Origin of the sequence: Rossellomorea yichunensis, assembly GCF_032337515.1 — a bacterium.
GTDB classification, from domain to species: domain Bacteria; phylum Bacillota; class Bacilli; order Bacillales; family Bacillaceae_B; genus Rossellomorea; species Rossellomorea yichunensis.
In genome coordinates, this window is record NZ_JAVYAD010000008.1 from 40,008 (window position 1) to 58,486 (window position 18,479).

Genomic DNA, 18,479 nt, shown 5'->3' on the forward strand with positions numbered 1-18,479 from the left:
GTTATTTTACAGATTAGGCTTAGTTAAATAATCATGTAAAAGCTTTCCGATTTCGGCAATTGTGTCTCGCGCAGATTCGTTTTCATCAAGTTCGTCGATTAATACAACTATGTAGGCAGTTTTTTCTTCAGATCGAACAATTGCACAATCATGTTCAACCCCAGGTAACTCCCCTGTTTTGTTGGCTATATAGATTTTTTCTTTATCCATCCTTGCAGGAAGCTTAGTATTAAATTGCTGTTGATGCAATATATATAGCATTTTATCCCGGCTTTGCTGACTAAATAGCGTCCCTTGGTCTAAACTGCGTAAACAGGTGATGATATCAGAAGCAGAGGTGAAATTGTCATACCCTTGTTTCATTGCTTGAAAATCCATCATTTTCCGACTAAGCTTAGTGTGTTTTAATGCTAGAGAGTTACAAAGGTTATTTATCGCTTCTGTACCTAAACGGTCGATAATGAGATTCGTCGCGGTGTTATCCGACACAATGATCATGAGTGTGAGAAGGTCTTCTACCGTCAACGAAATTCTTTCGGATAGTGTTGACAACACTCCTGCCCCTCCCACTCTATACTCATTAGGGACCATTACCGTTTCATCTAAATCGATTTTCCCTTGCTCTGACTGCCGATAGCCTTCAAGTAAGATCGGAACCTTGATTAAACTTGCAGCAGAATAAGGAGTGTCACTATTGATTTGGATGGAGTGTGAAGGCAGGTCAATGGCAACACTGATCCTGCCTTTACATTTATCAATAGCATCCAGAATTATTTCCTCTAATAATTTCTCATTCATCCACTATTCATCCTTTACTTTGTGACCGCTACTTCGTCATGATCCTTGGTGAATTCATTGTCGTACAAGTGACAAGCAACAAAGTGCTTTTCTCCTACTTCCTTCCATTTTGGTTTATGGCTGGCGCACGCTTCCATGGCTACAGGACAACGGGTTCTGAATACACAGCCACTTGGTGGATTGATTGGACTGGGGATTTCCCCTTGAATGATCATTCGTTCACGCTCATCCTCTACATCGGGATCAGGGATGGGGATAGCTGATAGTAATGCTTGGGTATAAGGGTGAAGAGGCTTTTTGTAAAGCTCCTTACTTTCGGTTAATTCAACCATATGTCCCAGATACATCACTCCGATTCGGTTGCTGATATGCTTTACCATGGAAAGATCATGAGCAATGAATAAAAAGGTCAACCCCTTTTCTTTTTGAAGCTTTTTCAATAGGTTTACGATTTGAGCTTGAACGGAAACATCAAGAGCAGAAATAGGTTCATCTGCGATGATGAAATCTGGATTAAGGGCGAGAGCTCGTGCTATGCCAATTCGCTGACGCTGTCCGCCACTGAATTCATGAGGATAGCGATTAGCATGATCCCTATTCAGTCCGACATCTTCCAGCAACTGATAAATACGTTCCATCTGTTCCTTTTTATCCCGGTATAAATTGTGTGCCTCCATCGGTTCTGCAATAATCTCACGTACCGTTGAACGGGGGTTAAGAGAAGCGTACGGATCCTGGAAAATCATCTGCATATTTCGATAAAAGGATAGCTTTTCTTTTTCAGAGAGTGTATGAACGTTCTTCCCGTCATACAGAACTTCCCCTTCTGTCCTGTCATACAATCCGATAATGGTACGGCCTGTAGTCGACTTCCCACAACCCGATTCCCCTACTAATCCGAATGTCTCACCTTTATAAATATCAAATGAAATACGATCCACTGCCTTTAAGGTTTTACCTTTTTCAAGCTGAAAGTATTTTTTCAATTCCTTTACTTCGAGTAGTTTGTGATTCGTCATGATGATTCCTCCGTTTCCTCCCAGTAGCGTCTTGCAATACATAACTCTTTCTCGTAGTAGGTACCTTTCAGTGAGAGAATTTCAATGGTTTTCCCAGTATTGGGAGAGTGGATCATTTGTCCGTCACCATGATAGATTCCAACGTGATGAATGCTCCCCTTCCCTTCTTCATAAGCAAAAAATAAAAGATCACCAGGCTCTAATTGATTCAGTGCTACTTCTTTTCCTGCTTTTGCCTGGTCATTTGCATCACGAGGAATCAGATAACCATTTGCCTTGCACATGGTATAGCTGAAGCCTGAGCAATCAAACCCATAGCTCGTCATCCCTCCCCATAAATAAGGAAGAGCAAGAAAGGCTTCTCCTGATGTGACGATGTCATGGCCGCTACCCTTTTGGTCGTTAACCTTCGTGGTTGAGATGATTACATCTTTCTGTTTTAAGAAGCGTGTACCTAACGGAGTCATAACTTCGATAACATGATCGTGCTCTTTCACAACGGGTAAAGTCGTTTGGAAACTGAGTTCCAATTCCACCTCATCATCCTCATTGATTAAATCCGCAAATTTGCTTGTGATTATGGAATATGTATCCGTTTGAGGGAACTCCCTGTGTGAAAGTTGAACGCTAGGGACCCAACCAGGGTATCCTTGATTGTCTTTGGATGTGGCTTGGTCTGGAATGATCACATGAGACCAACCGTCCTCCTCTTCCATCACCAATACTTCTTGTCCGAATAAAGCTTGAGATTGTATACGGTTTTCATCGCAAAGAGCCAACCGGGATTCATGCGTCAAGGATTCTAACCATTCGTTGATTTGCACGGGATTGGAAACGGCAGATGAATCCAAATCACGGGCTGAATCCTTGGATGTCCATACAGTTGATACGGGTACTGCTATTAGCGCTTTTGTCGTCATATTAATTCCCCCTCGTATTCATTTAAACTAGTACTCTCTCTATCCCTAATCCAGATTGGGTGGGCAGCGTGATCATTCGACCGTTATATTCTATGCCTCCCACTACAATATCTTTTGCCAACATAAGAGGGGCGTCGAAATCAAATCGTGTCACGTTTTTCTTGCTTGCTGCAAAATGAGCGGCTGCCGTAATCCCGAGGCGCGTTTCAATCATGCTCCCTACCATACATTCGACACCACAAACCTCCGCAAGATCGTTAATTTTCTGAGCGTAATAAATGCCCCCGGCTTTCATGAGTTTGATATTGATCAGGTCTGCACTGCGGGTTTTTAACACTTCAAATGCTTGATATGGTGTAAAAACACTCTCATCTGCCATAATCAGTGTATCCACTCCATCAGTGACTCTCTTAAGCCCTTCAATGTCATGAGCAGGTACAGGCTGTTCGACTAACTCAATGTTAAGATCAAGGTCTTCCATTTTACGAATCGCTTTGATTGCCGCTTTCGATTCCCAGCCTTGATTGGCATCGAGTCGAATTTTGATATCAAACCCGATTCGTTGGCGGATTTCATGAATTCTTTTTATATCCGTCTCGATATCATCTTTTCCCACTTTGACCTTCAGTACGTTAAAGCCTTGCTTCACATAGGCTTCTGCATCTTCACCCATTTCCTTTGGACTATTAACGCTCACAGTATAATCGGTCTCCAGCCCATGACGGTACCCGCCGAGAAATTGATAGAGTGGAAGATTGCAGTGCTGAGAAAGGCAATCATATAAGGCCATATCTACAGCTGCCTTTGCGCTTGAATTACGAACAAGTAATGAATGTAATTGTTGAAAAAGCTGCTCATAATTTAAGAGACTCTTACCTATAATGGCCGGCTTGATCACTTGTTGGATGGCCCATTCAATGCTGGATAAGCTGTCCCCTGTAATGACAACTGTTGGCGGTGCTTCTCCCCATCCAACAGTCCCGTCATCACACGTTAATTTCACAACGATGGCTTCTGCCACTTCAACGGTGCGCAATGCAGTTTTAAAAGGGGTATGCAGGGGGACAGCTGTTCTGAATGTTTCCAGTTTGTGGATATTCACTTATTCTCATCCTCTCTTATGCCGGATTCTACACTAAATGTTTGGTTATACGTATTCATTCGTCCCATGCTTCCTAATGGTATGGCGACACTAGGGGAAGAGTGACCGATATGAAAGCCTTTTAAAACAGGTATACCTGCATCTGAAATATGTTCTTTGAGCACCTCATCAAGAGTCAGAGATTGTTCGTGTTTTTCTGGCACACAGTTTTTGAAATCCCCGATGATGACGCCGGATGCGTCATGGAATTTTCCCGCCATTTTCAGCTGATTCATCATTCGGTCCACTTTATAAGGTTTTTCATCGATATCCTCGATAAATAGGATTTTACCTTTTGTATCCAATTCAAAAGGAGTCCCTAATGTGCTAACCAATAAGGTAAGATTTCCACCTATTACAGGTCCGCTTGCTATACCTTCTACAACGGTTTCCAACGGGGATAGCTTGTTTGTATACTCGATGTCTTTCGCATGAAACAACTGTTCAAAAGACTTCCTAGTTAAGTTATGTACACCCGAAAGACCAATATCAGAACTTAACATGGGCCCATGAAATGTCACGATTCCAGTTTGTTGATGAATAGCTGTATGTAAAAAAGTGATATCACTATATCCCCAAAAGATCTTCGGGTTTTTCCCTATCAAGTTGTAATCCAATCGGGATGCGATCCGTCCTGTGCCGAAACCACCGCAAGCACAAATGATGGCTTTAATGTCACTGTCTTTGAACATCATATGTATATCTTCTATCCGCTCTTGATCATAACCTGCCAGGTACCCATATTTCTTATGGACAGATTTACCCAGTTTTATGTCCAAACCTAATTCTTCAAGAAATGATAAGGCATTTTTTAATGGTTCAGGTTTCGGAGGGCTTGCAGGAGCAATGACTCCTATTGTATCTCCTACTTTGAGTTTTGAAGCTTTTATCACCATACATGACCCCTTTCGTAGAAAAAGAGGGAGCAAACGCAAGGCTTCAAGTAGCCTTGCGTCTTCTCCACTCACTATTAGTTCAAGCACTTATTTCTTGTCTGCCCATTTTAATTCCATGTATCCAACTGGATGACGAACGATACCGGATACATCTTCATTTTGTAAATACACGTGGTTGTAGAAGTGGATTGGAATGATCGGCATTTCATCCATTAGGATTTTCTCTGCTTCATACATTAATTCGAAGCGCTTCGCTTCATCTGCTTCATTCATGGCTTCTTTTATTAGGCTGTCAAACTTTTCATTACTCCAACCTGTTCGGTTCATAGAGTGGCCAGTTTGGAAGTTCTCCAGGAAGTTGATCGGGTCTGCGTAATCTGCCAGGAATGAGCTTCGTGATAATTGGAACTTCAATGCTTTTTGCTCATCCTGGAATACGTTCCATTCCATATTGGCTAATTTAACGTCAACCTCCAAATTTTCCTTGAACATTTGTTGAAGGGCTTCAGCGATTTTCTGATGTGTATCACTAGTGCTGTACGTTAAGGTTACTTCAGGAAGCTTATCGTATCCTTCTTCTTCCATTCCTTTTTTCAGAAGGGCTTTCGCTTCTTCGATATCTGTTTTCACTAAATCTCCATTTGCTTCCCGGAAGTCTTTTCCAGAAGGATCTTTGAATCCTTTTGATACGAACCCGTAAGCTGCTTTTTCCTTATTCTTTGTTACAAAGTCGACCATTTGCTGTTGATCTACCGCCATGGCAAATGCTTTACGTATGTTTTGATTTTGGAAAGGTTCTTTTTCTAAATTGAAACGGTAGAAGTAGGTTCCTGCTTGATCTTCTACATTCACTTTCCCTTCTTCGAATAACTGTTTACTTAAATCTGCTGGTACGTCTGCTGTATCCAGCTCACCCGTTTTGAATAATTGATAATCCGTGTTTGTATCGTTCACCATTGCCCAGTGAACTTTATCCAATTTCACTGAATCTTTATCCCAATACTGATTGTTCTTCTCCATAACAAAGTGGCTGTCATGCTCCCATTCAGTTAATTTAAAAGGCCCATTTGCAACGAATGTATCAGCTTCTGCAAACCACTCAGGGTTTTCAGTAGCAACCTTCTCATTGATCGGGAAGAACGCTGGATTCGCAATGACGCTTAAGAAATACGCTTGTGGACTTGATAGAGTGACCTCAAATGTTTTCTCGTCCTTCGCTGCTACCTTCACTTCATCTGCTGACCCTGTACCTGTATTGAAGGCTTCACCACCTTCAATGAAATAACCTAAGAAGGCAGCCGGTGATCCCGTTTCCGGATTCAACAGACGTTTCCAAGCAAAAACGAAGTCTCCAGCTGTTACATCATCTCCATTAGACCATTTGGCATTGTCACGAATGTGGAATGTGTATACTTTTCCGTCTTCAGACACGTCCCATTTTTCTGCCATTGCCGCTTCGGGTTCATGATTAGCGTTTAAGCGAGTCATCCCTTCCATTAAATTGTTTAGTGCTGTCCAGGAATAGGAGTCGAATCCAATGGGAGGATCAAAAGACGTCGGTTCTGCACCATTATTCAAGTGAAGAACCTTTCCAGTATTTTCCTTCTTGCTGTCTTCACTGCTTGACTCACTGCCTGCATCCTTCGTAGCTGTACAAGCTGCCAATACAAACAAGAGCATTCCTACTAAAAAAAGTGATAATAGCTTCTTCATGTTCTTCCCCCTCTTATTCTTTTTATCTATCAAACAATTAACCTAACGGATGGTTAAGCTAATCGATGAAAGCATCGCTTTTTTGGCACGTTTATCCTGAAGCCAGCAGTCAACGTGGTGATCATCTGATAGCTGTGTTTTCGATGGATATACACGGTCGCACACTTCCATCGCCTTTTCACACCTGGGAACGAAAGGACATCCAACAGGTGGTGAAAATAAATCAGGCGGTGAACCGGGTATTGGAATCAGATCTTCCCCATCAAGATCAAGTCTAGGTACTGATTTTAGTAACCCTTGTGTATACGGATGTTGAGGATGATAGAAGATCTCTCTTCTGGTTCCTTCCTCTACAATTTTACCGGCATACATGACAGCAATACGATCAGCAACTTGAGCTACTACACCTAAATCATGGGTAATCAAAATAATCGAGACACCAGTTTTCTGCTGGATTTCTTTGAATAATTCCAAAATCTGCGCCTGAATGGTTACATCAAGAGCTGTTGTTGGTTCATCGGCGATTATAACGTCTGGTTCGCAAACGAGTGACATGGCAATAACAATCCGCTGCCTCATTCCCCCGCTAAATTGGTGGGGGTATTGCTTTAATCGTTCTTCAGGGTTTGGAATACTGACAAGTGTCAGCATCTCAATCGCTTTTTGTCTGGCCAGTTTCTTGGAAACGTCGTTATGCTGCAGAATTCCTTCTATGATTTGCTCCCCTATTGTCAGGGTAGGATTTAGAGCCGTCATGGGATCCTGGAAAATCATCGAAATATCGGCCCCTCGAATCTTACGCATTTGCGGTTCGGTTACATCTAAAAGGTCTTTTCCTTTAAATAGTATCCTGCCGTTCGTCACTTTCCCGGGAGGACTCGGAATTAATCTCATAATGCTTTGAGATGTTACACTCTTTCCGCATCCAGATTCTCCGACAATGGCAAGCGTTTCCCCTTTATGTAAATCAAAGCTCACTCCCCGAACCGCTTTGACTTCTCCCCCATAGGTCGAGAAATGTACATGTAAATCTTGGACAGATAATACTTGATTCATGATGATTACCTCCTTAGTTTCGGATCAAGTGCATCTTGTAATCCGTCACCTAAAACGTTGAATGAGAACATTGTAAGAGAAATAAATAAAGCCGGGAAGAATAATCGCCACCAATAGCCTGATAGAATCGTAGATAAGCCGTCATTAGCCATGACTCCCCAACTAGCATACGGAGCTTGAATTCCCAATCCAAGGAAGCTTAAGAATGCTTCTGCAAAAATAGCGCTTGGTACGGTCAGTGTCATCTGAACGATAATCGGTCCCATCGTATTAGGCAGGAGGTTCTTCCGTATGATACGGGCTGTTTTCGTACCAAACGTTTTAGAAGCAAGAATGAACTCATAGTTTTTAATTTGGAGCACTTGTCCCCTTACAATTCGGGCCATCCCGATCCAGCCCGTCACGGTTAAGGCAACGATAATAGTGAGTAGGCCCGGCCCCATCACGACCATTAATAAAATCACAACTAGTAGGTAAGGTAAGCCGTATAGAATTTCAACAATACGCATCATAACGTTATCGGTCTTGCCACCCTTATAACCTGCTATGCCTCCATATATTATCCCGATTACAAAATCAATGAGTGCGGCCATAAAACCTACAAACAACGATATCCGTGCCCCATACCACGTACGGGTAAATACATCTCGACCCATATCGTCGGTACCAAACCAGTGATCACCGGAAGGCGGCAGGTTTTGGTTCGAAAGTGTTTGCTTCGTTACGTCATGGGGAGAAATAATGGGGCCAATGACTGCCATCACAATTAATCCGATTAAAAAAACAAAGCCAAGCATTGCCAGCTTATTTTTCACAAGACGCTTCCACGCATCCTGCCAATAGGAAAGACTCGGTCGGACCACCGCTTCAGCATCATCTTTATTCCTCTTCTTGGGTGTAAACCACTCATCCAGTACGTCTGGAGTCACATTTGGTTCTTGGTGTTTTGGAACTCCCATTATTTCGCCTCCTTCTTATGTAACTTTATCCGGGGATCAAGGTAACCATAAGCTAAATCTACTAAAAACAGCATAAGTATGAGAAATGCACTGTAAAATACAGTCGTACCCATAATGACAGGATAATCACGCTGATTGATGCTCTCCACGAAATACTTTCCCATTCCAGGAATCGCAAAGATTTGTTCAATGACGAATGTACCTGTTAATATTCCTGCTGCTAGAGTACCCAGTACAGTTACAACCGGAAGTAAGGCATTTCGCAGGGCATGCTTAAACACAATCTTGATTGGTGACAATCCTTTGGCACGGGCTGTTCGAATATAATCCTGGGTTAATACTTCCAACATACTAGAACGAGTCAGTCGGGCAATGATGGCCATTGGCCCTGTTGCTAATGCCAAGGTCGGAAGAACCATGTGACGCCAGCTCGTCCATGTGGCTACAGGGAAAATCCCCCTGTTTACAGCCAATTCCTGAATAAGTAATGTCGCCATCACAAAGTTTGGAATCGAAATCCCGAGTACGGCGAAGGTCATTGCCATGTAATCTATGATCCCATTATGTCTGAGAGCAGCCAATACACCTAAAATTATGCCAGACAATACGGCAATTACGAGAGTAATCATTCCTAATTCAAAGGAGATTGGAAATCCCCTTCCTAATAAATCATTTACGGTTTGTGATGGTTGTGTAATTGATGGACCAAAGTCTAATGAAATAAGTGACTTTAAATAGAGAAAATATTGAATCATCAACGGCTCATTCAAATGATAATGAGCTTCTAAATTTTGCTGTACGATCTCACTTGTATTACGCTCTTCATTAAATGGTGACCCTGGTATGGCATGCATTAAGAAAAATGTTAATGTCACAATCAGCCATAACGTTATCACCATGGCGAGAAGTCTTTTCAACAAATATGTACCCATTGATCTCACACTTCCTAACAGAATGTTGTTCGCATCGCCAGTTCAGTCATTACAAGCATGGCTCTATAGGCTTCCAGGATATCTTTCGCCTCAAATCGTACAGTCGTTGTGCCTGCTTCTAGCACTGTCCCTGGCATGAGGCTTGCCCACTCCGCTTGTCCGTAATTCGCAAATTCGATTCGCAATGTCGGATGGTCAGGTGGAGTGAGAGGTTTTACGTTTTCTTTGTTATGTATCGCTTCTTCGGTTTTCTCCTTTAATAATTGAGCTGATTTCTGAGGTGTCAGGCTTTTTGCCACAGAACGGGAAATCGTTTCTTTCACGACGGCTGTCGTAACATTGGGTATCAATGCTTCTGCCTCAAGTGCTGCCTGGTCATCTCCGGCAACCATCAACACTGGAACCCCGTAAAATCCTGCAACATACGCATTAAAGCCCAGCTCTCCCAAGGCAACATCATTGATATACATGTTGCGAACGCCGAAGATCATCGAATGGGACATCACACCCTTCGTCGATGCCCTTGCGTGATAACCCACAAAAAAAGCCCCATCAAACCTCTCATCCAGCCCTTGAATCATGGAATATGGTTTCACTCCACCGGATATCAACTTTGTTTCTGGATGCAGCTTTTCAATTAATAAATTGTTCATCTGTGAATGACTATCATTTACCAGTACTTCGGCGCAACCTGACTCAAAGGCAGCAGATATTACCGTATTCGCTTCCTCCGTCATGATGATTCTCCCACGCTCATAATTATGCTTGCCCGAATCTACCTGTGTATGATCAACTAAGCCTGTAATTCCCTCCATATCCACCGACATATATACATTCATATAGTGCCCCCCTTTCCTAGGAAATATTTATTAAATTTTCTTAATATTATAAATATTAATTCGCCTAATTACAACAATTTTTTGAATAAAAAGGAATTTATTCCTATTTTCATAAAATAAGGACAATAGAACTATGTTTCGTTTCACCAAAAAGAATTTTTCCTCTTTTTAGTCAATAATTAGATAATTGGAATCATTAAATCTAATAAAATCTAAAAATGCGATGGATTTCATAATCGAAATCACACCGCACTCTTTTGTTTATATAGATGATATTTCCCTGGGTTTGAGCGTTTGATGAAGGACAAATGACCCAGTTTCATTTTAATGATATATTTCCAACAGCAATTCGTCTTTATGATAATGAACCTTTCATATGAAAAGACCTGGAGAAATCTCCTCTCCAGGTCTTACACTCGGTTAATGTATATTAGCTGATTTTGTTCAAAAGTTTCTCTGAGTGCTGAGAGCCCATCTCTGCCACTAAATCGAGTAATTCTGCTTTCGTTGTCTCATCTAGGCCTTTATAAATAAGGAAAGCTTGTGTTGCATCAGAAGTAATCAACTTTCGGTATAACTTGGATATCCTTTTACTCCTGTGGGTGTCCATTAGATCCTCCTCTATAAATCCTTTCTGTTATTATAATAAATATAGGCTTGTTTTTTCAATATATTCTTAAAAAATTAATTATGTAACAAAAATGAATCAACTACATTACAGGTTTACTAATGGTCAACCTTGGAGGAGAAAATAATTTTCTTAGACCTTTACACGTAGGTGATTATCTAATAGATAAATCAGGTGCTAATTTTCCAAACTCAAGTGCTTCGAGAATGATTTCCTCAGAGAAACCTGTATACTGAGAGAGCATTTGGATCGTAATTTTCTGAGATTTGCGAGAAGCTTGATTTTTTGCCATATGTGTTTGATACAAAACAATGGAATATTTGTCATGTATATTTAGCAACGATTGTCACAGCTCCTATTATTCTCTCCTCACAAGGTTGCGGGTAAAGGCTACTTACTATTTACCCAATGATCTTTTTTGAAAACACAAAGTGATCATTAATAATTAGTGAATTTTCCAGATCACTACAAAGTAATCCCCCAACCAGGAACAAATTTTCTTCAATCATCTTATCCCCCTTCAGTATGTCTATCGTTCAGAAGGAAAATAATCTGAAATCGCCATTATTAGAGGAGTGCTTCAAGATATTTTCATCCCTTGCCCCTTCTGTGAAATATGAGCCCATTGCCCCTGTTGTACAACGGTGACCTGAAATCAGGATGTTCTTCTCATTATTTCCATACTCTTTTTTTAATTCAGTCATAAATGAAAAAATTCTCTCCATGAAACAAGCTGTTTCTTCAAGTCCTTTATAAATTCTGGCATCAGGGAGAATCCCATCCATTTCCACTTCGCTTTTCATCAGCCCATCCGCTTCACCTAAATCATAAACATCCAATCTTGGATCTATGAGGGCTTTCTTTCCAGCGGCAATTTCAGCCGTCTGAATCGCCCTTTCTTGTGGAGATGAAAAGACATAATCAAAAGGAATCTGTGACAGTTTGTACTTTAAGTATTCAGCTTGTCTGAAACCTTCTTTATTTAAGGGAAGGCCGTTTCTTCCTTGTAATCTGCCCTCTTTGTTCATGTCTGTTTGACCGTGTCTGATGACGCATATCATATAGACATACCTTTCTATCACTCTATCTTATATAAGTATATAACCAAATCACAATTGTTTTTTCATAGTCATTTTCTTTTTCAAAGAAATAAAGGTAACAAAACATAACATGATATACATGAAACCGATAATTAATCCTAATGCTATCGAATAACTCATTACTCTATAGAGTGTCAGCACCCCCATGACAATCAAGAGAATAAGGAATAATAATCCGTTTTTCTTATTTTTAAGCAGAATTGATGAAAATATGGCTAATGCTAGTGTAGTGGAGACTAAATGTCCCATTATTAAAAGGACTCCCCACAATACATCGTTGTTAATAGATATCAAGTTTACTAGTGATTCTGGATACATCATATTGCCTCCTGAACTCAATCATTCCTTACTGTTTGTATTATTTAGTCTCCCTCCTTCTCTGTTTCTCAATATGAAAAACAAGATAAGCCACTCCACTTAATCCCATAATCCCGAATACACCAGCGATAACTCCCTGAACAGAGTGAGTAAAGAGTGTAAATCCCATAACAAAACTAGAGCCAACAAGTAGGAGAAGTAACCAGTGGGCATATCTGCTTAAAAAGTGGTTCATAGTAAAGATCCCTCCAAACAAATCATTATTCTATACATTTTAACATAATATCCCAAAAAAATTTTGTAAAAAAATAAGCCACCCGCAAAGGATAGCTTATTTCACTTCACTTTATATTTTCAAGAAACAACCGGACTACATCTGCCCCACCAATTACAGTGCCAAGTGTACTTCCTAAGTTAGCAAGCACGACAATGAGGAGGATTCGCGTTACTTTGTTTCGCCAGAATCCTTTTACACTCAGAACGTCTTCAGATAGTGAATCAAAGTCACCGACATTCGGTCTGCGGAAATATGCCTGAACGAATCCTGCAAACCATCCTGCTGCCAGTAGTGGATTCAACGAGGTAAATGGTGCTGCAATGAATGCTGTCAATATCGCTAATGGATGACCTAACCCGATGGCTACGCCAAGTGCAGAGAAACCTCCGTTCCATAATATCCAACTGATCCCCTGCTGTATACCTGCATCCGGATTGGAAATAAAGGTATAGGCAATCACGGCAAGAATCATGACGGGAATGGCCCAGCCGATAATCTTTGGCCATTTTGATTTAGCAGGACGTTCGTTCAGCTTGTCCAGATTATGTTCATTATAGATTTCTTTCGTTATACCGGGTACATGAGCAGCGCCTAACACTGCTACAATTTTCTCTCCCGGGGCATCTTTGATTTTCTGGGCAAGGTATTGATCCCGTTCATCGATTAATGGTGTTTTCAATTTAGGAAACACTTGGGTGAATTCATTTAGCATTGAATCCAGCATATCTTGAGATTTGATCTTCTCTAGTTCTTCTTCTGTAATCGTATCGGTACTGAAAATGCTATAAATGATTTGTGTCATGAGTTTCGCTTTGCCACTGAATCCGACACTGTTCCAAATACGGGAAAACGTAATTTGGATATTCCGGTCAGCCAAGACGAGTTCAGCACCAATTTCTTTAGCCGATTCAATTCCTTGTATCATTTCCTGCCCTGGTTTGATACCGAATTGCTTGGCCATACGCCGTTGGAATGATCCAATGGCAAGATTCATAAGAAGTAAGGTTGCTTTTTTGTCTTTAATTACTTGAAAGATGTCGGTATCTTTCCATTTATCACCCTCGACGATTGATTGATACCTTGGTTCATCCAGCTCGACACAAACCGTGTCAGGCTGTTCGGCTTCGACCACTTCTTTTACCTGCTCCGCACTCTGACGCGACACGTGAGCAGTTCCGATGAGAATGTATTCTTTCCCATCCATATGTATTCTGGTAATATTCTTTTCGTTTTCTGTCGACATAGTGTACCTTCCTTTAACTCCGTTGACTTCCAATTGGATTAAATTGAATCTACCTTATAATGATAAACTAGTTTTGGCAAAATTTAAATAAATTCTGTTTAGAATCGAGAAAGATATTGATTGTTGGGGTTATTTTCATATGTTTTGTTTGGGTGAACGTTGGAATTTTGGTGTGTTGATTGCTATTAGTCCGATTGAACCTCGTATTTCAATTTTATCGGCGAAGTTTTAAATATAACGGCGAATTCATTATTCATTAAGCGTTTCTATAATGAAAAATCCCGTCTAATAGATAGATGAGATCCAATACTCAATATTAACATCAGCGTCTCTTCTGAAATACAATCTCACTCACTATATCATACATCTTTTCAACACCTTTAGAAGAAGCTTCAAATTGATAGGAGCTCTCTATGTCAATCCCGATATTCAGAGCTTCTTCAGCAGCATCGATATTCGCACCTAGAAAAACGAACTCCCAATTGTATCGCTCTTTTTGATGATTGATAAGGTCCTTCACCTTACTTGCGGAAAACTCAACGCTGGCATTTTCCATACCATCGGTTGTGATAACGAAAATGACTTTACCTGGTCGCTCCTCTTCCTCAAGACCAGATAAGCTGTGACCAACTTTGAGGATCGTTTTTCCGACAGCATCCATTAGAGCAGTGCAACCCCGTACATAATATTCCTCTTGTGTGAGCCTTACTTTATCATCCTCCATCCCACTCCATAATTGCTCGACCTTATCATCAAAAAGAACGGTAGTAACGAGTGTTTGACCCGGTAATTGACTCTGCTTTTCAATAAAAGAATTAAAACCTCCAATCGTTTCATGTTCAAGTCCACCCATTGATCCGCTTCTGTCTAACAGGAATATAATTTCGGTTAAGTCATTATTCATTTTTTTCCATCCTCTCTCCATGGTTTCTGATATAATCATAACCACGAATAGAAAGAAATGGGTCGCCTCGTAAGCGACAATTTGGAGGTGAACGTATGCTTAATGATAAGATTTTGCAGGAACTTCATGATTTCGTGGAAACAAATAGAGAAATACGGATATATGATATACATAAAGAAGAACCCTTCTTAGACGAAAAGATTTACTCCAGTGAGCTTGAAGAATTTATTGAACAGCATCAATCAGCGTCTTTTTCAGAGAGGTTGTTTCAGCATATCGATGCCACGGGCCAGACAGATGCTTCCATTTACAAAAAAGCGGGGATCGACCGAAAGCACTTTTCAAAAATCAGATCGATTCCTGAATACAAGCCGAGTAAAAGGACAGTAGTAGCACTATGTCTTTCTCTTGAACTGTCGGAGCAAGAAACCGAAGATTTGTTGAGTGCCGCCGGTTTCTCCCTATCAGGAAACGACCGATTCGATCTCGTGATTCAGTTTTGTTTTGAGAAGAAAATCTATGACATCGATGACGTGAATCAGGCACTGTATTCACTTAAGTTAAAACCACTATAAAAAAAGTAGAGTGCTGGAAACGGCACTCTACTTCTACTAATATTTCTTTTCAATTTTTTCTTGTAACGTTTCGATTTTTTCTGGAAGAACGAATAAGTATTCAATGAGGCCTTCTAATAATTCCATCAATAAGCCTGCTGTTTCATCGTCAATTTCCCTTTCCAATTCAAGCATTTCATAGAAGGGAGAGTTTGGATGGACAAGGTGGCTCAGCGCCTGGATTGGCTTAGTAAGGTCGACATTTTTGGGTAACTGATCGAATTGTTCCGATAAGGATTGCCCGTTTACTTTGTCCCCATTAAAATTCTTCAGAACACTTTCGAGGACACGCTTAGACATTACGGCTGTGGCAGAGTTATCCTTCGACTGGCTGACATTTAGAGCGGATCGAAATGATCGGACGAGGTCCTGAGGGATCCGTTTATTTCCTTGAATCTGATCCAACGGTCCGTTCGTTGCCAGGGGATCATAAATATAAAGGCCAGCTTCCTCTCTACGATTGACCAAATCATCATTCAGCATAATAACGAATAGGGCTGGTTTCTTACATTCTGAACAATTTGCCTCTGCAAACAGTCCTGTCTTGTTCACTTGATAAAAATTGGCCTTCAAAACAAATTCACTTGCCTTGGAACAACTTGGACATTGACTTTTGACCTTCTTAGGAACTTTTTGATAACCATACTGAATATGAGACAGTACAGATCCAGGTAATATTTCTCTCATTTGTACCTCCTAAAAACGCAACATAACGAATGGATTTTAACTATTTAGAAAATTAACGATAAATAAAAAAACGCTTTCCTTATATCAAAATTATACCTTTGCTAGAAATGATTACAAGGTTTAATATTTGGAAAATAGGATTTGTGAGATTGGGACTATGAAATGTATAGAGTGACTTATTTATTCATTCAACCTCCCTAGCGTTTCTTCCACTTGAGTTACTATGGATTCGAGCAGATCTTTAGCAGATATGTCCCTGCTGAGCCTTGGACTTTGTCCAGACCACAAGGACATGAATTCTGGGTTTCCCTGAATGCCCGCTTCTTTTCTCAGTTTTTTCGTTAGCGCATTTTGTATGGGATAAGGAGGTAATTGTCTCTCGAATTCCTGCATTTCCCTGGTAAATCTGTTGACAATCCCTCGAGCAGGTTTCCCGCTAAAGGCAGCTGTGATGACCGTATGAGTTTCTGCTGATTCTAAAACAGCCCTTTTATGGGAAGTCCCAGCCCCACTCTCATTACATGTAAGAAAAGCAGTTCCCATTTGGACCCCTTTTGCCCCTAATGCAAGTGCTGCAATAACCCCTCTTCCATCCATAATCCCTCCTGAAGCGATCACAGGTATGCTTGCGGCATCCACCACTTGTGGAACGAGAGAAAAGGTTCCGATCATTGAGTGTTTAAATGAACCTAGGAACGTGCCCCGATGCCCACCGGCTTCACTTCCTTGGGCGACAACGATGTCTACACCGCGCTCTTCATTGACAACTGCCTCTTCAACAGTCGTCGCAGTGCCGATCACGATAGTTCCTTCCTTTTTTAACTCTTTCACAAGCTCTTTAGATGGTGCGCCGAACGTAAAGCTGCAAACGGGTATCTTTTCATTGAAGATGATTTCTAGCTGCTTTTCAAAATCGGTTTGCAGCTCTGAAAACGGACGGTCGTCCGTTAGGTGTAATTCTTTTTTATAAGGCTCCAATAATCTTTGGGCGTTGGTTATTTGTTCTTCCTTTACTATTGGAGTTTCTGGTATGAAGAGGTTCACCCCAAAAGGCTGATTCGTTTGATTTCTTATTTCTTTGATTGCTCGTTTCATATCATCAGCTGACATATATCCTGTTCCCAGGGATCCCAAACCTCCCGAGTTTGAAACCGTTGATACAAGATTTGCAGTAGTGACTCCACCAGCCATTCCTGCTTGGATGATGGGATAAGGTGTGCCGAGTAAATTAGAAACGTTGTTTTGATTCCACATGGTTTCCCCTCCTCTTTATTGAATTACATAAAATTGAAGTATAAATAAATTATGACAAATTTATCTTTCATCTACAATTGATTTCACTCTTACTTCTATAGAAAGTGAAGGGGGGAAAATGTAAGATTTCAATTGAGATTGATTGTATTAGCATGAGAAACTCATATAAGAATTCCTCATTTACTGGATTGAGAAGTACTTACTTGCAAGGTGGTATTGGCACCTGGAAGTACCTTTACCTAGAAAAAAGCATTCAGAGCTTTTATTGCTCTGAATGCTTTTTTAGTCTCTTTTAAATGAAGTAAACTTTAAAACAATTTTCATAAATTCTTCATAAGAAGTGAAATGCTTATTCCATGAGTTATACCATTTTCGAATTGTTTCAAGTAACCAAAACGGAATGGCTCTTCCATCAATGAGGTGGTAATGCTCTTCGTATGCTTTCTTTAAATGCTCCCATCTAAAGTCATTTCCTGGAAGGACGTATTCAGATACATCAATGATTTTGGCTCTTCCATTTTGAAGCAATATATTCTTTAAATGAATATCACGGGGATTCAATCCCTGATCACGAACATACTGTCTGGCATCCTCAACATCTTGAATTACTTGTTTAGGAATGTGAATTCCTTGGAGCAGACAATCGAATAGTGTTGGTCCATCTTCATAACTTAAAACGAGAAATTTATCGTAAGCGGCATAGCAGGTTGAGAAAAAGGGTGAATTCCCAATGGTATTGTACACTTTTTCTTCTATATTAATTTTCGATCCCTTATCCTCCGCGTACAATTTGAACGCATACTCTGGAGCATAAATGGATTGAAATACCGCTGCATCCGTCCCGACACCGATGCATCTTAGACTATCATCCCCTCCATGGATCCTGACAGGTTCATTATTGAGATTGGAAAACACGGTAACCTGAGAAAGAGATGGTAGTGCTGCTTCCCATTTATTATCCATAAGTTCTCCCTTCTTTGGATTGAACTTTATAAAAGGTATGATTGGAATTCATACCTTATTCAGAATAATATAGCACCTACCAAACCCTGATATCAATCTTGCACCTTTGTAATTTGCTAGAAATTTTAGACAGTTGTATGTAATAGCATATATTCTTAATCATGATGAACATATCTTTCTTAAAAACTTTTAAGAAAAGAAGGGAAAAATCACGCCCC

The 18,479-nt window shown here is 40.5% G+C and carries 19 protein-coding genes; 1 reads left to right on the forward strand and 18 read right to left on the reverse strand.

Annotated elements, in window-relative coordinates; genetic code table 11:
* Positions 1–6 precede the first annotated feature (6 nt).
* From RSX31_RS20450 to RSX31_RS20520, 15 genes are all read right to left on the reverse strand, one after another.
* Complete coding sequence (locus RSX31_RS20450) at positions 7–798, reverse strand: serine hydrolase (RefSeq protein WP_315635863.1); 792 nt, start codon at positions 796–798, stop codon at positions 7–9.
* A gap of 14 nt (positions 799–812) precedes the next feature.
* Complete coding sequence (locus tag RSX31_RS20455) at positions 813–1,817, reverse strand: ABC transporter ATP-binding protein (RefSeq protein WP_315635864.1); 1,005 nt, start codon at positions 1,815–1,817, stop codon at positions 813–815.
* Positions 1,814–2,737 carry a C40 family peptidase gene (locus RSX31_RS20460; protein ID WP_315635865.1) on the reverse strand — a complete coding sequence of 308 codons (924 nt, stop codon included), beginning with the start codon at positions 2,735–2,737 and terminating at the stop codon, positions 1,814–1,816. The genes RSX31_RS20455 and RSX31_RS20460 overlap by 4 nt, the downstream gene beginning before the upstream one ends.
* Positions 2,738–2,759: 22 nt before the next feature.
* Positions 2,760–3,839 carry a dipeptide epimerase gene (locus tag RSX31_RS20465; RefSeq protein ID WP_315635866.1) on the reverse strand — a complete coding sequence of 360 codons (1,080 nt, stop codon included), beginning with the start codon at positions 3,837–3,839 and terminating at the stop codon, positions 2,760–2,762.
* Positions 3,836–4,774: a S66 peptidase family protein gene (locus RSX31_RS20470; protein WP_315635867.1), complete on the reverse strand. Its 939-nt coding sequence runs from the start codon at positions 4,772–4,774 to the stop codon at positions 3,836–3,838. The genes RSX31_RS20465 and RSX31_RS20470 overlap by 4 nt, the downstream gene beginning before the upstream one ends.
* An 87-nt stretch (positions 4,775–4,861) precedes the next feature.
* Positions 4,862–6,487, reverse strand: a complete 1,626-nt coding sequence (locus RSX31_RS20475; RefSeq protein WP_148993836.1) for a peptide ABC transporter substrate-binding protein — start codon at positions 6,485–6,487, stop codon at positions 4,862–4,864.
* A gap of 42 nt (positions 6,488–6,529) precedes the next feature.
* Positions 6,530–7,543: an ABC transporter ATP-binding protein gene (locus tag RSX31_RS20480; protein WP_315635868.1), complete on the reverse strand. Its 1,014-nt coding sequence runs from the start codon at positions 7,541–7,543 to the stop codon at positions 6,530–6,532.
* A 5-nt stretch (positions 7,544–7,548) separates the two neighbouring features.
* Positions 7,549–8,502, reverse strand: a complete 954-nt coding sequence (locus RSX31_RS20485; protein WP_148993834.1) for an ABC transporter permease — start codon at positions 8,500–8,502, stop codon at positions 7,549–7,551.
* Positions 8,502–9,434: an ABC transporter permease gene (locus RSX31_RS20490; RefSeq protein ID WP_148969066.1), complete on the reverse strand. Its 933-nt coding sequence runs from the start codon at positions 9,432–9,434 to the stop codon at positions 8,502–8,504. The genes RSX31_RS20485 and RSX31_RS20490 overlap by 1 nt, the downstream gene beginning before the upstream one ends.
* Before the next feature lie 14 nt (positions 9,435–9,448).
* Entirely contained in the window at positions 9,449–10,273 is an 825-nt protein-coding gene (locus tag RSX31_RS20495; protein WP_148993833.1) for a M55 family metallopeptidase, read from the reverse strand.
* Between the two features lie 430 nt (positions 10,274–10,703).
* The gene (locus tag RSX31_RS20500; RefSeq protein WP_044337098.1) at positions 10,704–10,883 is read right to left on the reverse strand and encodes a hypothetical protein; all 180 of its coding nucleotides are present in this window, start codon (positions 10,881–10,883) and stop codon (positions 10,704–10,706) included.
* A gap of 554 nt (positions 10,884–11,437) precedes the next feature.
* Positions 11,438–11,962, reverse strand: a complete 525-nt coding sequence (locus RSX31_RS20505) for a histidine phosphatase family protein (protein ID WP_148993832.1) — start codon at positions 11,960–11,962, stop codon at positions 11,438–11,440.
* Positions 11,963–12,010: 48 nt separating this feature from the next.
* Positions 12,011–12,319, reverse strand: a complete 309-nt coding sequence (locus tag RSX31_RS20510; protein WP_187443500.1) for a hypothetical protein — start codon at positions 12,317–12,319, stop codon at positions 12,011–12,013.
* Between the two features lie 341 nt (positions 12,320–12,660).
* Positions 12,661–13,839: a TraB/GumN family protein gene (locus RSX31_RS20515; protein ID WP_148969070.1), complete on the reverse strand. Its 1,179-nt coding sequence runs from the start codon at positions 13,837–13,839 to the stop codon at positions 12,661–12,663.
* 322 nt (positions 13,840–14,161) lie between these two features.
* On the reverse strand, positions 14,162–14,743 hold the full coding sequence (locus RSX31_RS20520; protein ID WP_315635869.1) for a vWA domain-containing protein: 582 nt from the start codon (positions 14,741–14,743) through the stop codon (positions 14,162–14,164).
* Positions 14,744–14,838: 95 nt separating this feature from the next.
* Between RSX31_RS20520 and RSX31_RS20525 the strand changes: the two genes are divergently transcribed.
* Positions 14,839–15,318 (forward strand): hypothetical protein, encoded by a 480-nt coding sequence (locus RSX31_RS20525; protein WP_315635870.1) that lies wholly within the window; start codon positions 14,839–14,841, stop codon positions 15,316–15,318.
* 36 nt (positions 15,319–15,354) lie between these two features.
* On the opposite strand, the gene RSX31_RS20530 is transcribed toward RSX31_RS20525, so the two are convergent.
* The 3 genes from RSX31_RS20530 to RSX31_RS20540 form a co-directional block, all read right to left on the reverse strand.
* Complete coding sequence (locus RSX31_RS20530) at positions 15,355–16,044, reverse strand: hypothetical protein (protein ID WP_148969073.1); 690 nt, start codon at positions 16,042–16,044, stop codon at positions 15,355–15,357.
* Between the two features lie 180 nt (positions 16,045–16,224).
* The gene (locus RSX31_RS20535) at positions 16,225–17,298 is read right to left on the reverse strand and encodes an NAD(P)H-dependent flavin oxidoreductase (protein WP_315635871.1); all 1,074 of its coding nucleotides are present in this window, start codon (positions 17,296–17,298) and stop codon (positions 16,225–16,227) included.
* 282 nt (positions 17,299–17,580) lie between these two features.
* On the reverse strand, positions 17,581–18,261 hold the full coding sequence (locus RSX31_RS20540) for a serine/threonine protein kinase (RefSeq protein WP_148993825.1): 681 nt from the start codon (positions 18,259–18,261) through the stop codon (positions 17,581–17,583).
* Between the last annotated feature and the right edge of the window lie 218 nt (positions 18,262–18,479).

What these genes read in the sequence shown, in the direction of transcription:
- RSX31_RS20535 (WP_315635871.1), bottom strand. Translation starts at nt 17,298, where the DNA reads ATGTGGAATCAAAACAACGTTTCTAATTTACTCGGCACACCTTATCCC.
- RSX31_RS20495 (WP_148993833.1), bottom strand. Translation starts at nt 10,273, where the DNA reads ATGAATGTATATATGTCGGTGGATATGGAGGGAATTACAGGCTTAGTT.
- RSX31_RS20450 (WP_315635863.1), bottom strand. Translation starts at nt 798, where the DNA reads ATGAATGAGAAATTATTAGAGGAAATAATTCTGGATGCTATTGATAAA.
- RSX31_RS20540 (WP_148993825.1), bottom strand. Translation starts at nt 18,261, where the DNA reads ATGGATAATAAATGGGAAGCAGCACTACCATCTCTTTCTCAGGTTACC.
- RSX31_RS20470 (WP_315635867.1), bottom strand. Translation starts at nt 4,774, where the DNA reads ATGGTGATAAAAGCTTCAAAACTCAAAGTAGGAGATACAATAGGAGTC.
- RSX31_RS20490 (WP_148969066.1), bottom strand. Translation starts at nt 9,434, where the DNA reads ATGGGTACATATTTGTTGAAAAGACTTCTCGCCATGGTGATAACGTTA.
- RSX31_RS20505 (WP_148993832.1), bottom strand. Translation starts at nt 11,962, where the DNA reads ATGATATGCGTCATCAGACACGGTCAAACAGACATGAACAAAGAGGGC.
- RSX31_RS20500 (WP_044337098.1), bottom strand. Translation starts at nt 10,883, where the DNA reads ATGGACACCCACAGGAGTAAAAGGATATCCAAGTTATACCGAAAGTTG.
- RSX31_RS20485 (WP_148993834.1), bottom strand. Translation starts at nt 8,502, where the DNA reads ATGGGAGTTCCAAAACACCAAGAACCAAATGTGACTCCAGACGTACTG.
- RSX31_RS20515 (WP_148969070.1), bottom strand. Translation starts at nt 13,839, where the DNA reads ATGTCGACAGAAAACGAAAAGAATATTACCAGAATACATATGGATGGG.
- RSX31_RS20475 (WP_148993836.1), bottom strand. Translation starts at nt 6,487, where the DNA reads ATGAAGAAGCTATTATCACTTTTTTTAGTAGGAATGCTCTTGTTTGTA.
- RSX31_RS20480 (WP_315635868.1), bottom strand. Translation starts at nt 7,543, where the DNA reads ATGAATCAAGTATTATCTGTCCAAGATTTACATGTACATTTCTCGACC.
- RSX31_RS20530 (WP_148969073.1), bottom strand. Translation starts at nt 16,044, where the DNA reads ATGAGAGAAATATTACCTGGATCTGTACTGTCTCATATTCAGTATGGT.
- RSX31_RS20510 (WP_187443500.1), bottom strand. Translation starts at nt 12,319, where the DNA reads ATGTATCCAGAATCACTAGTAAACTTGATATCTATTAACAACGATGTA.
- RSX31_RS20455 (WP_315635864.1), bottom strand. Translation starts at nt 1,817, where the DNA reads ATGACGAATCACAAACTACTCGAAGTAAAGGAATTGAAAAAATACTTT.
- RSX31_RS20520 (WP_315635869.1), bottom strand. Translation starts at nt 14,743, where the DNA reads ATGAATAATGACTTAACCGAAATTATATTCCTGTTAGACAGAAGCGGA.
- RSX31_RS20460 (WP_315635865.1), bottom strand. Translation starts at nt 2,737, where the DNA reads ATGACGACAAAAGCGCTAATAGCAGTACCCGTATCAACTGTATGGACA.
- RSX31_RS20525 (WP_315635870.1), top strand. Translation starts at nt 14,839, where the DNA reads ATGCTTAATGATAAGATTTTGCAGGAACTTCATGATTTCGTGGAAACA.